We start from the raw sequence: 14875 nt of genomic DNA, 5'->3' as shown, positions 1-14875 counted from the left end.
CCAACTCTCCAAGGTCTACGAAACGTCGAAGAACGCGGCCGGCCAAACGGGGACGAAAGCAGAGAAAATTCACTCCACTGTGGATAAGATTCTCGCATTGTGGACCCGCTGCCACTATGTGGTCGCCAATCCCACACAGCGGACGCTGATCCCACATGATGGCATTGCAGCGCGGCGGTGGGTGCCGACATGGCTTCCATGACGCTTCCTGTCGGGTCGGACCGTGTGACACGACCCGCCCGGCGAAGCGCAGCAATGCCCGCCCCGCGCTGCGATCCCGGCCGCCAACGCTGCGAAACAGCCTGGGCTGCCATCCGCAGAGCCGACCCGCCCAGACGACGCATTCTGCTGGCGTTCAACCTGTTCGCCGTCACTGTGCGAGCAGCAAGGAGAAGGTCATCCCGCTGTTCGTGACGAACCTGCTGGACGGCGGGCCGGTGCCGCTGTACGGCGACGGCGGGAACGTGCGCGACTGGCTGCACGTCTCCGGCCACTGCCGGGGCATCCGGCTGGCGCTGGAGAAGGGCCGGCCGGGCGAGGTCTACAACATCGGCGGCGGCCCCGAGCTGTCGAACCGTGAGCTGACCGGGTGAGCCTCGAGGACGAACTGGCCGCCACGGCATGAGCGCCGCCCGGCCATGGTCGCAAGGTGCCAAGCTGGGACAAATCCGGCGTAAAGGGTGGCACGACGGGGTCGGCCTGGGAGCTGAGCCCCTTATGCGCGGATCTTTTCGTCCGCCTGACCAATCCGGCGTGGGTTCGGCTCCGAATCACCTGAGTAAGGGCACCGGCGAAAGGGCAGGCAGCTCATGGCGGAACGGGGGATCGGCCGGCGGCCGGATCACGTGTCGATGGTGCCCGAGGCCCCTGCGGATCCGGCTGATTTGCTGCGGGCGGTGGCGGGTGGCGACGAACGGGCGTTCGAACGTCTGTATGATCTGGTCGCGCCTCGCGTTTACGGTCTGATCCGGCGGGTCCTGCGGGATCCTTCGCAGGCCGAGGAGGTCGCGCAGGAGGCGTTGGTCGATGTGTGGCGGATGGCCTCCCGCTTTGATCCGGCCCGTGGCTCGGCGACGGCGTGGATTTTCACCATCGCCCATCGCCGGGTCGTCGACCGGGTTCGCGCTGAACAGGCCGCGACCGATCGGGCGTCCCGGATCGGCACGCTGGTCGCCGACACCCCGTACGACGTGGTCGACGATGAGGTGTCTGGTCGGTTGGAGCGGCGTCAGGTGCGCCGCTGCCTGGATGATCTGACCGAGTTGCAGCGTCAGGCGGTGGTCCTGGCCTATTACCAGGGCCACACCTATCCGCAGGTGGCGGAGTTGCTGAACGCGCCGCTTGCCACGATCAAGACCCGGATGCGCGACGGCCTGATCCGGTTGCGGGACTGCCTGGGAGCGGGGGTGCGGTCGTGAGCACGGAGATCCATGCGCTGCTCGGGGCGTACGTGCTGGACGCCGTGGATGACGTCGAGCGCGCCCGGTTCGACCGCCATCTGCGCGAATGTGGCGAGTGCCGTGCCGAGGCGGACGAGTTGCGCGAGGCTGCGGCGCGGCTGGCCGACGGCGCATGGTCGGCGCCACCGCCAAGTCTGCGGGCCAACGTGCTCGCCGCGATCGCCACGACCCGGCAGGTCGCTCCCGCGGTGCCGGTCGCGCCGCGCCGGCCGGTGGCTCGCTGGCGGCTCTTGACAGCCGCGGCCTGCGTCGCGGTTGCGGCGGCCGGCGCGGCCACGGTCACCTGGGTGGTGCAGGACCAGCGTGTACGCGACGCGCAGGCCGCCGCCGAGTCGGCCCGATCCGGCGAGGCCCGCGTCCGTGCGATCCTCACCGCGCCCGATCTGGTGACCCATCAGCAGGCTCTGGCCGGAGGTGGCCGGGTCACGGTGGCGGTCTCCCGGCTCCACGACGCCGGGGTCATTCTGATGACCGCGGACACGGCCCCGGACGATGAGCGGGTCTACCAGCTGTGGACGGTTCGTGCGCGGGCCGCGGTGTCCGAGGGTGCGCTGGCTGTTGGGCAGACCACCGCCGTACGGGTCATCGAGGGTTTGACCGGGGTCTCCGATGTCGGGGTGACGGTGGAGCCACGCGGCGGTTCAGCGGCGCCGACGTTGCCGATGGCCGCTGACGTCAAACTCGCGTAAATCTGGACCAATCCGCGAGAGGGTTCGCTCCGAATTAAGGATGTAAGTCCTGACATTGGAGGAACACATCATGCGTGCAACCAAGCTCACCGCCTTGGCCGCCGCCGCGGTCTTCTCGATCGCGCTGGCGGCCTGCGGCAACGACTCCACGTCGGACACCGGTTCGGGCGCGGCTCCGGCGACGGCCTCGCCGAGCATGGCGACCGGCTCGATGGTCAACTTCGGTTCCGGCTGTGCCGCGGTGCCGGCCGACCCGTCGGACAAGGGCAGCTTCCAGGCCATGGCCCAGGTCCCGGTTGCCACCGCCGCCTCCGGTAACCCGCTGCTGTCCACGCTGGTCACCGCCGTCAAGCAGGCCGGCCTGGTCGACTCGCTGAACTCGGCGCAGGGCATCACCGTCTTCGCGCCCACCAACGACGCGTTCGGCAAGATCCCGGCTGCCGACCTCAAGAAGGTGCTGGCCGACAAGAAGACACTGACCAGCATCCTCACCTATCACGTCGTACCCGGAAAGCTCACCCCGGCGGACCTGGCCGGCACCCACAAGACACTGCAGGGTGACCAGCTCACCGTGACCGGCAGCGGCGAGAACTTCACGGTCAACGGGTCGGCTTCGGTGGTGTGCGGCAACGTGCAGACGGCCAACGCGAACGTCTACATCATCGACAGCGTTCTGATGCCGCAGAACTGATGGGCCGGCTTCTGCCCGGCGCGGCGGCCGGGATTCTTGCCGCCGCCTTCGGAGTCGCGGCCGCGGAGCTCCTCGCGGCCGCGACCCGGCCCAGCACTGGACCACTGATCGCCGTCGGCGGGGCGCTCATCGACGCGACGCCGACCCCGATCAAGGAACTCGCGGTCCGGGAACTGGGCACCCACGACAAACCCGTTCTGCTCGCCGGTATCGGCGTCGTGCTGACGGTGTTCGCCGGCGCGATCGGCGTCGCCGCCCGCCGCTACCGATGGGCGGTACCGGCCGGTGCGGGCCTGCTCGGCCTCGCCGGTGCCGGTGCCGCCCTGTCGCGCCCCGCAGCCGGTGTGGCCGACGTGATACCAGCGCTGGTTGCGGCCGCGGTTGCCGGGGTGACGCTGTGGTGGCTGAGCGGCACCCGTTCGGGCGTCGCGGTGGACCGTCGCCGGTTTCTGCGGGCTGCGGTGCTTGTCGCCGGTGGTGCGGTGCTCGCCGAAGCCGGCGCGCTCGGGGTCGAACGCATCCGCGGCGACGCCGCCAGGCGGTCCCGCGAGGCCGTCCGGCTCCCGCCAGCCGCCGACCCGGCCAAGCCGTTACCGGCCGGCGTCGGACCCGGCTTCACCACGCCGAACGCGGACTTCTACCGCGTCGACACCGCCCTGAGCGTGCCACGCCTGGACCCGGACACCTGGTCCCTGAGCATCCACGGCATGGTCTCGCACAGCCTGCGCCTGTCGTTCGCCGACCTGCTCCACCGGCCGCTGCTCGAACGCGACATCACCCTCAACTGCGTCTCCAACGAGGTCGGCGGCCCCTACATCGGCACCGCACGCTGGCTCGGCGTGCCGCTCGCCCCGCTACTTCGCGAGGCCGGAATCAACCTCGGCGCCGACCAGCTCGTGGCCCGCTCCGCCGACGGGATGACCATCGGAACGCCGCTGTCCACCGCGCTGGATGGACGTGACACGATGCTCGTGCTCGGCATGAACGGGCAGCCTCTCCCGCTCGAACACGGCTTTCCGGTGCGGATGCTCACCCCCGGTCTTTACGGCTATGCAGGCGCCTGCAAATGGCTGACCGAACTGGAACTGACGACCTTCGACCGCTTCGACGCCTACTGGGTCAAGCGGGGCTGGGCCGCCGACGGCCCGGTCAAAACCGCATCCCGCATCGACCGGCCGCAACCGTTCGCACACCTCGCCCCAGGCCGCGTCACCGTCGCCGGAGTCGCCTGGGCACAACGCCGCGGCATCCGTTCAGTGGAGATCAGCGTCGACAACGGCCCGTTCAGCCCGGCCGAGCTGCTCCCGACGCCGTCGATCGACACCTGGACCCAGTGGCGCTACACCTGGCAGGCCACCCCCGGACCTCATTCCCTGACCGTACGAGGCACCGACCGCACCGGAAGCACACAGACCAAGACCCGGGCCGCCCCGTTCCCGAGCGGCGCCACCGGCTGGCAAACCATCTCCGTCACCGTCGGCTGACACGACGCGGAAAAGCCGGCGATTCAGGCGGCTCCCAGGCCGGTAGACGCCTTTGCGGAACTCTCAGGTCTGGCGACGTGCGGGTCACGCGCCGGCGGTCCGGCACGTTCAGCCCGGACAGCCGGGAGAGGTGGTCGCATTCGTCCAGGGCGACGACGACGCCCCACGCTCTCCTGGTATTTCTCGCAACACCTCGATCGATCGAGGGCAGCCGGTCGACGGCGTCGTAAACGTTCACCCCGCGACCCTACGGCCCCTGCTTACCTTCGATGACAAGCGGTCTGCGGCAGACAGCTCGGGCGACACGGCGGGTGGGTAGATTGACTGGCTATGCTCCGGACCCGTCTCATTCTTGATCGAATTTACGCCGCCCGAGAGGTAATCGACCCGGTCTTTCTGGCCTCGCCGTTATATCAGTGTGACGCCCTCGGAAGCCGGCTCGGTTGCACGGTGAGCATAAAGCTCGAGACCGCGAATCCGGTGCGAAGCTTCAAAGGCCGCGGTGCCGAACTGGTCGCGAGCCAGCTGGCCGAACAGGGCGCTACGGCGGTGGTGTGCGCCAGCGCCGGCAACCTCGGTCAGGCGCTGGGGTGGTCGGGTCGTCGTCGTGGCTTGGACGTGACGGTGGTGGCGCGGCGCCTGGCACCGGCGGTCAAGCTCGACCGGATCCGTTCCTTAGGGGCGCGCCTGGAGTTGGTCGATGGCGACTTTGAGGACGCTCGTAAACGCGCGGCGGATCTCGCGTACAAGAGTGGTGCTCGGCTTGTCGAGGACAGCCTGGACATTGAGACTTGCGAGGGTGCGGCGACCATCGGACTGGAGTTGATCAGCGCGTTGTCCGACGGCGACGCCGTCCTGATCGCCTTAGGTGGCGGGGCGATGGCCACCGGCGTCGGCCATGTGCTGAAGGCCCTGGCTCCGGGGGTTGAGGTGATCTGCGTTCAGCCACTCGGTGCCCCTGCCTTGACACTGTCCTGGCGCGAGCGCCGGATCGTTACCACCGATTCCATGGACACCATCGCCGACGGCGTTGCCGGCAGGTACCCGATCCCCGCGGTCCTGGACGACCTTCTTCAGGTGGCCGACGACGCGGTCCTCGTGCGGGAGGACTCGATCGTCAACGGGATGCGACTGCTGCTGAAGCACGCGGGACTGGTCGTTGAACCGTCAGCCGCTCTAGGCATTGCCGCCATTCTGGAAGACCCTGGCCGATTCGCCGGCCGCCACGTTGTCACGATCGTCTGCGGCAGCAACGTCGACCTGGACGCGTACCGTCAATGGGTCAATTAGGCTGGCCGGCGGCAGAACGTGCATAGTGTGTGCGCATGCGACGCTTCGACGACGAAGACCTCACGGGCGCTGAGTTCCGCGAGTGCGACCTGAGCTGGGCGCGGCTGGTCGGTGTGGTCATGCAGGACGTGGAGATCGACGGCCTGGTCACCAACCTGGTGGTCAACGGCGTGGAGGTTATGTCGTACGTCGAGGCGGAGCTCGACCGCCGGCACCCGGTGCGGCTGCTGATGCGTTCCGACGAACCGGCCGACCTGCGCGAGGAGTGGCGGCAGCTGCGAAAAGCGTGGGCGACGACCGCCGAGCGGGTCGGATCAATGGCCGAGGGCAGCGAGTTCCGCAGTGTCGACGGTGAGTGGTCGATGGTCGAGACCCTGCGTCATCTGGTCTTCGTGCACGATTCGTGGTTCCGGCGCTGCGTGCTCGGGCTGACGGAGCCGTTCACCGCGATCGGACTGGCAACCGCGTTCGTGCCGGATCAGGAGGGGCTGGGGCTGGACAAGGATGCCCGGCCGGCTCTGGGCGACGTGCTGGGCGTGCGCGACCGGCAGGCGTCGGAGATCGAGGCATGGCTGGCCGGGGTCACACCCGAGCAGCTCGCGATGCCCGCGCCGGTGCCGGACGACGACCGATGGCCCCCGTACGCGAAGGGCCGGAGCGTGCGGCAATGCCTCGGCACCGTGCTCAACGAGGAATGGCAACACCACGGCTTCTGCGTACGCGACCTGGACAAGCTGGGTCAGGACTGACGGGTCCAGGGGCCGACGCCGCCGATGCGCTCGACCGTGTAGCGGATGATGTACCCGGGTGTGCGCGGCGCCGGGAACTCCTGGGCGGGGCGCATGTAGACCTTGGTGAGGCGGTTCAGCAGGTCCCACGCCTCGTCGCTGGGCTCGATCGCGGCGTGGGCGCGCAGCACCGCGTGCTCGTTGAGAAACACCGACGGGTCGCGGGGCGCTTCGAGGGAGAGCACGACCCGCGGGTCACGCTCGATGTTGCGCAGCTTCTGATTCCGGCTCAGGTGGCCGCTGACGAGCTGGTCGCCGTCCAGACCGACCCAGATGACGGTGACCTGGGGACTGCCGTCGGGGCTGACCGTACTCAAATGGGCGAGCGGGCCCGACTCGATAAGCTCGCGCAGTTCCTGGGGGAGCACGTCCATGACTATATGGCAGAGAACAAGGCACTGCCCCTACGATCCTGCGGCACACTTCAATGATCATGGGGGTAAGAGCATGGAGGACTGGGATGCCGCGCAGGAACGACGACCGAAGCCGGACTTCCTGAACGACCATCAGATCGGGTTCATCGTGGCGGTCGGTGTGGTGCTTTTCGCCGCGATCAGCGTGGGGTATCGCGTGGCGGTCAGGCACGAGAACCCAACCCCGGCCGAGCGCGACGCGGAGGTGCGGCAGGCGGCGTCACTCCTGCTCGGCGCCGACGGCACCGCGCGCGCCGACGACACCTTGACCGCCGACGGCCCGGGCGCCCTCGATCTGTTGCTGGGTCAGAGCCTCGTGCTGCATGGCCGGAAGGTCCTGGTGCGTGTCACGCCGGAACACGTGGGTAAGGGAGACTGCGCGGACGGCCCGGCCGTGACGGTCGATCTCGTGGTGGAGCAGCTTCAGGGTCGCGCCGAGCTGACACCCACGGACTTCTCGATGCTCACCAGCGACGGCGAGGACGTGCTCCCCATTCCCGCCTGCTCCACCGGATTCGACGACAAAGCGGCGAAGCGCACGCTCGTGTTCGGGGCGACCGGACCGGGGCAGCTCCTCTACGGAACCGCCCCGGTGGCGATGTGGCGGCTGACCTAGCGTGTCTCGATCGGGTCGGTGACGGGCTTGCCGCTGGAGGTGATGCCGACGCCCCGCACCGACGGTGAAGCGCCCGAGGCGGACCGGGTCAGCGAAACCCGGTACTGGGCGTACCGGCTGCTCGCGGAAACCCGGTCGCCCGGCCGGAGCAGCTTCCACGAGGACCACGAGGCGTTCGGCGTCGAGGTGCTTCCGGTGCGGACGAACACCTGCACCGACGCCCCCGCAGGCACCGAAGACTGGTAGCTCAGCCGGTCCCAGGTGACCATCTGCCGGGCGTCCATCACCCGCGAGACCTGGCTTCCGCTGCGGGCCCCGGACGCCAGCGTGATGCCCGCGGCCGTCACCGTCGTGCCGCTGCGCTTGCTGGTACGCAGCTGCGTGGTGGTGAAGTCCGCGACCCCGTACGCCGAAGCGACGAACGACGCCGGTGGCTTGTCCAACGCGGGCCAAAGCGTCACGTTGCCCGCCGCGTCCTGGCTGCGCAACCGGTAGTAGTACGTCTCCAGCGGCGTCAACCGCGGCACCACGACCTCGTGCCGCGTCCCGCCAGGGTCGCCCGCCCGCGATTCCAGACCAGCCGGCTCGGTGCCGATCAGCAGTGTCGCGGCCGCGGACTCGCCGGTGGTCCAGCCGACCGTGGCGGTGCCGTCCGGGCGAGCCACGACCGACAGCCCGGACACCGCCGGCGCACGGCTGTCGGGGGCGGGGTTCGAGGCACGCCGCTGCGGTGCCACCGAAGCAGCGGCGGTCCCGTACCCGGCGGCGTATGTTCCCGGGGCCGCGGTGAACGACGCGTACTCGACGCCCTTGATGGTGGTCCGGGTGAAGGGGACCGCGGCACCGGCGCGAGTGAGCGTCGTGAGGGTGACCCCGCCGGGCCCGGCCGTCGGCACCATGCCGGTGAGCCCGTTCGCGCCGGAGCCCACGTTGACGGTGAACGACAGGGTGTTGCCGGACCAGCCGATCCCGCTGTACGACGAGGCGTTGCGCCCGTCCAGCCAGGTGAGCATCTGCCGGCCCGTCACCAGTGGCACGCCCCGCGACAGCGCCGACTCCAGCACCTGGTCGCTGTCGAAGGTGGTGTCCTGGTCGGTGTGCATGTTGGCGGTGAACGCGCCGTAGAAGCCGTTCGGGCCGAGCGCCCCGTCCAGCAACGAATTCACCGTGAACGGATAGCTCTGGTCGGACTCGTCGGTCATCTGGGTCGCGGCCTGGTATATGTCGAGCAGACCACCGGTCTTGCCGGAGAAGCGCATCGGCATGCCGGAGCCGGTCATGAAGCCGGGCCGGTCACCGACCCACGAGCCGGGCCAGTAGTAGTAGTTCGTGTCGAGCCGGATCCCGTTGGCGGCCTCGACACTGGCCTGGCTTGACCAGTCCGACCAGACGATGCAGTGGGTGCGGCTGGTGACCGGCCCGGAGACGTTGCGGTACTTCGCCCGCCAGGTGCCCAGCTGCTCGGAGAGGTCGTCGGTCAGCGACGACGCGGTGAAGTCGGAGCAGCCGGTGTTGAGATGCAGACCAACCTCAAAACCTTGGTTCTGGTACGCCTGTGCTTGCGTGTTGCTCAGTGGCGTATTCGGGTAAACGTACGAGGTGAAGCGGGCACAGGCCCAGTTGTCGGCCACGCACCCGGCCGGGCTGTTGGCCACGTACTGGTCGAACCGGCCCGCGGTCCCGCCCGTGCCGTGGTCGTCCCCGGTCGCGACGACGACCGCCTTGAGCGACCGCGGGAAATACCAGAACCGGGGCAGCGGCTTGCGGTCCAGGTTCATCGTGCCGATCAGGTTGGCCAGCAACCGTTGCTGCTCGTCGGCCTGCGGAACGGCCACCTTGCTCAGGTTGACCCAGTCGGTCGAGCCGGCCCCGAAATACAGGTCGTCCGAGCGGATCGGCGTGCTGCCGTCGCGTTCCTGCTTCTCCCAGGCCGGGTTGCCCTGCCGGGTGTAGACCAGCGACTGCGGCAGGTCGAAGCTGAACGCGGCGGCCTGCCCACCGGCCGCCCCGACGTTCACCAGCGAGACCGCCGGGTTGGTGGTCGCCGTGGTGGCGTTGGAATAGAGCGTCGCGACCGCGCGGGCCCCGGCGAGCGTGTACCGGTCGGCCGTTCCGTGGTACTGCATGGTCTGGGCGGTGATGCCGGCCCCCGGCGCGGACGCCGTGTCGATCTTCAGGTAGCCCTCGGCGAGGGTGCCGGTCGTCGAGGTCAGCCCGAGCAGCCCGGCCAGTTGCTTGTCCGGCCGGAACGCGATCAGGTTGCCGCCGCCGGTGACCCAGGTGGTGAACATGGTGACCTGGGCAGCGCTCAGCGAGGTCGCGCCGAGCAGCACCACGTCGTACTGGCTGAGCGTCGACGCGGTCACGGTGGACAGGTCGGCGGTGGCGAACTCGTTGAGGCCCTCGGTGCGCAGCACCTCGCTGAGGAACGGGGTGAAGCCGCTGCCGCCGGACGATTTGATGACCAGCACCGGCCCGCCGGGGCCTTGGTCCGGTGGCGGCGGGGGCGGAGCCGCAGTGGTGAACGACCAGGTCACCGGCGTCATCACGTTCCCGGCGGTGTCGCGGGCGCCGCTGATCGAGGCCGTGTACGCGGTGGAGTTGGCGAGCGTGGCCGACGGGGTGAACGTGGCCGTCATGCTCGCGGAGTCGTACGCGGTGGTGCCGGCGACCGCACCGGACGGGCCGGTCAGCGTCATCGCGATGCTGGACGCGACGACCGGTTCGGTGAAGGTCGCGGTGACCGGGCCGGTCGCCGGCACGCCGATCGCGCCGGCGCCGGGGGAGCGGCCGCCCAGCACCGGGGCGGTGGTGTCGGCCGCGTTGGTGTCGAACACGACGTCGACCCAGTAGTTGCTGTTCTGGAAGGTGCTGCTGGGGAACCCGCTGGCCCCGTACCGGTAGACGCCGCCGCCGGCCAGCGCGGTGAGCGGGCCGCGGGTCACGTTCGACGCCAGCCCGTTGGCAGTCACCGAATAGAAGCCCGCGTCGGTGTGGTACGACGCCACGTATGTCGTTCCGGCCGCCACGGCGACCGGCCCGGGCAGCGTCGCGGTCTGCCAGCCGCCGGCACTTTCACCACTGAAAGTCACCGTTCCCAGCCGTACGCCCGTGCTGCTCCACAGGGATCCGGTATGGGTGCCGGTGTTCCCCGGTCCTTTGTAGAACCTGATGCCGGTGACGAACCCGGCTGTGGTGCTGCGGAACCGCACCCCGACCTCGACCGCCGAGTTGTCGTTGGCCGCCGGGGTCGCCGGAACGTTGGTGGAGGTCCAGATCGAGCAGGGGCAGCCCGACCCGCCACCGCCGCTCGCCGCCGTGGTGAACGACCAGGTGAAGGGCGCCATGGTGTTGCCCGCGACGTCCTTGGCGCCGCTGACCGTGGCGGTGTAGGTCGTCGACGCGGCGAGCGCGCTGGACGGCGTGAGGGTAACGGTGTGGGCGCCGGGGTCGTAGGCGGTCGTCCCGGTCACGCCGGGGACGGTGAGAACGGCGGTACCGCTCTGGATCTGCTCGTTGAACTGCGCGCTGACCGTCGTGGTGACGGGAATGTTGACGGTCCCGGGCATGGGGGCGGTGCCGATGACGGTCGGCGGCGTGGTGTCCACCGCGTTGGTCGTGTAGAGGACGTCCACCCAGTAGTACGACGAGCCGAACGTGTTCGTCGGGAAGCCACCGCCGCTGCCGTACCGGTAGAGGCCGTTCGCGCCGTCCTGGCCGTCGCGCAGCGCGTGCAGCGGCGCGTTGTCGATGCCCGCCGTCGCCAGCTTCCCCGAGTCGACCGAGTAGTGCCCGTCCGGCGCGTAATACGAGGCCACGTACGTGGTGTTCGCGCTCACCGCGATGGGCGCCGGGAACGTCGCGGTCTGCCAGCCGCTCCCGCTCTCACCGGTGAACGTGACGGTGCCCAGGTTCGCACCCGTCGCCGTCCACAGACGTCCCACGTGCGTACCGGTGTTGCCGGCGCCCTTGTAGAAGCGCACCGCGGTCACGAAACCGTCGGAGTCGGCCCGGAATTTGACCCCGACCTCGACCGGCATGGTGTCGGACTCGGATGGTTCCTGGGGCACCTGGCCCGGGTCCATGATGGAGCACGGGCACGGCGGGCCGGCCGAGGCCGCGGTCGGCAGCGACGTCAGCATCGCGGCCACCAGGGCCAGGCACATCAGGATCAGCAGAGGGAACCGGCGGGATCTCGACAGGGACAAGGGTGCACTCTCCTCAGCTGAACACGACGTCGACCCAGTAGTTGCTCGCTTGCCACGAATCGGAGGGGAAGCCGCCACCGGCGGCGTAGCGGTAGACGCCGTTGGGGCCGTCGGTACCGTCCTGCAGCGCGCGCACCGGCCCGGACCCGGCTCCGGCCGCGTCGAAGAACCCGGAGTCGCCCGCGTACCGCCCGTTGGGGGCGTAGTAGGAGACGACGTAGGTGGTGTTCGCGCTGACCGCGATCGGCGTCGCGAAGGACGCGCTCTGCCAGCCGGTCGCCGTCTCACCGGTGAACGTGACGGACCCGAGCAGCGTGCCGGTCGACGTCCACAGGTGTCCCACGTGCGTACCGGAATTGCCGTTGCCCTTGTAGAAGCGCACGCCGCTGACCGTGCCGGCGACATCGGTGCGGAACTTCGTGCCCACCTCGATCGGGACGGTGTCCGAGTCGGCGGGCGTGCCCGGCGTCGCGGTGGCCGGCCAGATCGTGCAGGGGCACCCCGAGCCGCCCCCTCCCGCGGCCGCCGTGGTGAACGACCAGGACGTCGGCGTCATGGTGTTGCCGGCGCTGTCCGAGGCCCCGCTGACCGTGACCGTGTACGTGGTGTTCGCGGTCAACGCCGCGGCCGGCGTGAACGTGCTGCCGCTGACGCTGCCCGCGACGGTCGCCCCGGCGGCCGTCTTCAGGCTCATCGCCACGCCGCTCACCGGCTCGCTGAATCCGGCGGTGACGGTGGTGCCCACCGCGACCCCGGTGGCGCCGGACGCGGGCGTCCGCGTGGTCACCGTCGGCGCGGTGGTGTCCGGCGCCCCGCCGCCGGTGGCGAACACGACGTCGACCCAATAGTTGGCGGATTCCCACGCGACGGTCGGGAAGCCGGTGCCGAACTTGTAGACGCCGTTGACGCCGTCGAGCCCGTCCCGCAAGGCGTGCAGCGGCGTGCTGTCGACCCCCTGCGCGGCGAAGAAGCCCGCGTCGGCGGCGTAGTGGCCGTTCGGCGCGTAGTACGAGACCACGTACGTCGTCCCGGGTGTCAGCGTCACCGGGCTGGACAGGTTCGCCTGCTGCCAGCCGGAGGCCGACTCACCGCTGAACGTGACGCTCGCGAGCTGGGTGCCGCCGGTCGTCCACAGATGCCCGACGTGGGTGCCGGTGTTGGTGCTCGCCTTGTAGAACCGGATCCCGGTGACCTGCCCGGCGACGTCGGCGCGGAACTTGATGCCGACCTCGGTGGCCGTGCCGTCCGGGTCGGCCGGGGTGGACGGGGTGGCGCCCGAGCTCCAGATGCTGCACGGGCAGGTGCGCGCGCCGACGGTGACCGGCACGCTCGCGTCCGCGCCGACGTTCGCGCTGTCGTCGCTCGCCCGCACCCGGATCGTGGTGGCGCCCGCGTTCCCGGGGGTCCACGTGTACGTCCACGCGCCGCGCCCGGCCGCCGGATGCCAGCTGGTGCCGTTGTCGGTGGACACCTCGACGCCGCCCACCACGCCGCCGCCGGTGTCGGTGGCCGAGCCCGAGATGGTGTACGCCTGCCCGGCCTGCACGGTGGCCCCACTCGCCGGGTTGGTGATGCTCACCGAGGGCGCGACGGTGTCGGTGGACGCGCTCGCCAGGGTCAGGCCGGACTGCAGGGTGGCCGGCTGCGCGCCCATGTCCGCGAACAGATTGACGGTGGCCTGCTTCATCGGGGTGCTGGCCGCGCCGGAACCCCGGTCGTGGTTGCTGTCCAGGCCCCAGGACCACTGCACGGTGCCGGCGCCGAACACCAGCGCGCCACTGGGCGCCCGGTACAGCGTCAGGTTGTGGGTGGCGCTGCCGGAGGCGTACGTGGAACCGAAGTCTGTCAGGATCTGCACGCCGCTCGCGTTGGTGGTGGACATCTTGACGAGCCCGCGGGGGCGGGAGCCGTTGTCGGCGTCCTGGTCCCACTCGTAGCCGATGACGTCGGTGCCCAGGGTCGCGGTCGCGCCGGCCGCCTGGGTGGCCACCGTGGTGCCGCGCCACAGCCGCATCTTGCCGTCGGCGGCCGGCACCTTCAGGTTCACCGTGCCCGCGTTGACCTTGAAGATCGTGCCGGTCATGGCGTTCTCCGGGCGGTTGCCGTCGCGTGGCGGGCTGAACCGCGGATCCCGCCAGGTGCCGGTCCAGATACCGGTCGGGTCGATCGGCGCGTTGGCGTGCGTGTCCTTGTACGCGACGAGCGTGCGGTACGGCGTGCCGGAGCCGTCCGCCGCGGCCTCCCAGCGGGTCTTCCAGAACGACTCGTTGCCGCTGAAGAACGCCAGGTTGACGCCGGCGTCGCGGGCCGCCTCCACGTTGGCCCGCTGGGTGCCGGACCAGTATTCGTCGTGCCCGACCGACAGGAACGTCTTGTGGTTGCGCAGCAGCGCCCCCCGCGCGTCGGTGTCCACCCCGGAGGAGTAGCTGACGTCGTATCCATTGGCCTCGAGGAACCGGACCATCGGATACTCGGCGTTGAACACCGAGTCCTCGGCGCCGGTGCCGCGCGTGCTGACCGGCCGGTTGTAGCTCACCTTGTACGCCCGTCCGGCCGGCGAGCCCACGTACAGGCTGTTCCCGCCGTACTGGTTGTACGCCTGCCAGGTGGTGTCCGAGGTCTGGAACAGCAGGTCCGAGTGGCTGGAGTCGTCGCGCACCACGAACACGATGTGGCTGGCCCCGGACGTCCCGTCGGTGCGCACGAGCCGCGCGAAGTAGATGCCGGACACCGCCGTGGCGGGCACCGCCCAGGACGCCGAGACCGCCCAGTTGCCGCAGTCCACCAGGCCGGTCGAGGGAGCGACGACGCAGTCCGGCTGGTTCTGCCGCCCGACCGGGTTGACCGTCGTGATGAGCCGTGCGCCGTTCCCGCCGTAGTAGCCCATCCGGTAGATGTCGAGCCGGTACGACGTGGCGGTGGAGTCGACTTTGAAGCTGACCGTCTCGCCCGCATTGACACTCATCTGGGTGGCGAAGCCCTGAATCGCCGCACTGCCCGCCCCGGACACGTCCCAGGTGCTCTTCGGCGTGCCGGCCTTCGTGTTCTCGCAGGCGATCGGATTGGTCGGCGGCGAACAGGCGTCCGCAGCTGCCGGGCCTGGCGGCGGCACGAACAACCCGGCCGCGACGAGCGTGAGAATCAGCAGCGCGCGCTGCCGGAAAGTCGTGAAATGGCGCACCGGAACCGCCTCCCCAAAGCCGTCCTGGGAGACATTTACTCACGCCGATCGCACG

The 14875-nt window shown here is 69.8% G+C and carries 11 protein-coding genes and 1 pseudogene; 9 read left to right on the top strand and 3 right to left on the bottom strand.

Features of this window, described 5'->3' with window-relative positions; all coding sequences use genetic code 11:
• The 8 genes and pseudogenes from HH310_RS43165 to HH310_RS14930 all read left to right on the top strand — a co-directional run.
• A partial coding sequence (locus HH310_RS43165; RefSeq protein WP_211192139.1) for a hypothetical protein occupies positions 1–202 on the top strand: 202 nt, incomplete at its 5' end.
• A 187-nt stretch (positions 203–389) separates the two neighbouring features.
• Positions 390–587, top strand: a pseudogene (locus tag HH310_RS14960) (NAD-dependent epimerase/dehydratase family protein); the annotation flags it as partial.
• 222 nt (positions 588–809) lie between these two features.
• The gene (gene sigK / locus HH310_RS14955; protein ID WP_169176111.1) at positions 810–1418 is read left to right on the top strand and encodes an ECF RNA polymerase sigma factor SigK; all 609 of its coding nucleotides are present in this window, start codon (positions 810–812) and stop codon (positions 1416–1418) included.
• Complete coding sequence (locus HH310_RS14950; RefSeq protein ID WP_169176110.1) at positions 1415–2149, top strand: anti-sigma factor domain-containing protein; 735 nt, start codon at positions 1415–1417, stop codon at positions 2147–2149. Before sigK ends, HH310_RS14950 begins: the two co-directional genes overlap by 4 nt.
• Positions 2150–2219: 70 nt before the next feature.
• Positions 2220–2840: a fasciclin domain-containing protein gene (locus tag HH310_RS14945; protein ID WP_169176109.1), complete on the top strand. Its 621-nt coding sequence runs from the start codon at positions 2220–2222 to the stop codon at positions 2838–2840.
• Positions 2840–4324, top strand: a complete 1485-nt coding sequence (locus HH310_RS14940) for a molybdopterin-dependent oxidoreductase (protein ID WP_169176108.1) — start codon at positions 2840–2842, stop codon at positions 4322–4324. The genes HH310_RS14945 and HH310_RS14940 overlap by 1 nt, the downstream gene beginning before the upstream one ends.
• Before the next feature lie 330 nt (positions 4325–4654).
• A complete protein-coding gene (locus HH310_RS14935) occupies positions 4655–5614 on the top strand; it encodes a threonine/serine dehydratase (RefSeq protein WP_169176107.1) in 960 nt (319 codons plus the stop codon).
• A 35-nt stretch (positions 5615–5649) separates the two neighbouring features.
• Positions 5650–6363, top strand: coding sequence for a DinB family protein (locus HH310_RS14930; RefSeq protein ID WP_169176106.1), 714 nt, complete (start codon positions 5650–5652; stop codon positions 6361–6363).
• On the opposite strand, the gene HH310_RS14925 is transcribed toward HH310_RS14930, so the two are convergent.
• Positions 6354–6776: a PPOX class F420-dependent oxidoreductase gene (locus HH310_RS14925; protein ID WP_169176105.1), complete on the bottom strand. Its 423-nt coding sequence runs from the start codon at positions 6774–6776 to the stop codon at positions 6354–6356. The genes HH310_RS14930 and HH310_RS14925 overlap by 10 nt on opposite strands.
• A 73-nt stretch (positions 6777–6849) precedes the next feature.
• Between HH310_RS14925 and HH310_RS14920 the strand changes: the two genes are divergently transcribed.
• Positions 6850–7431 (top strand): hypothetical protein, encoded by a 582-nt coding sequence (locus tag HH310_RS14920; protein WP_169176104.1) that lies wholly within the window; start codon positions 6850–6852, stop codon positions 7429–7431.
• On the opposite strand, the gene HH310_RS14915 is transcribed toward HH310_RS14920, so the two are convergent.
• Both HH310_RS14915 and HH310_RS45340 read right to left on the bottom strand, forming a co-directional pair.
• Positions 7428–11639: a DUF4082 domain-containing protein gene (locus tag HH310_RS14915; protein ID WP_211192138.1), complete on the bottom strand. Its 4212-nt coding sequence runs from the start codon at positions 11637–11639 to the stop codon at positions 7428–7430. The genes HH310_RS14920 and HH310_RS14915 overlap by 4 nt on opposite strands.
• A 13-nt stretch (positions 11640–11652) precedes the next feature.
• Positions 11653–14820 carry a N,N-dimethylformamidase beta subunit family domain-containing protein gene (locus tag HH310_RS45340; protein WP_169176103.1) on the bottom strand — a complete coding sequence of 1056 codons (3168 nt, stop codon included), beginning with the start codon at positions 14818–14820 and terminating at the stop codon, positions 11653–11655.
• Positions 14821–14875 lie beyond the last annotated feature (55 nt).

The organism is Actinoplanes sp. TBRC 11911 (genome assembly GCF_012933445.1).
Taxonomy (GTDB): domain Bacteria; phylum Actinomycetota; class Actinomycetes; order Mycobacteriales; family Micromonosporaceae; genus Actinoplanes.
The sequence above is the reverse complement of the archived record's forward strand: the minus strand, read 5'-3'. Positions and strand labels throughout refer to the sequence as shown.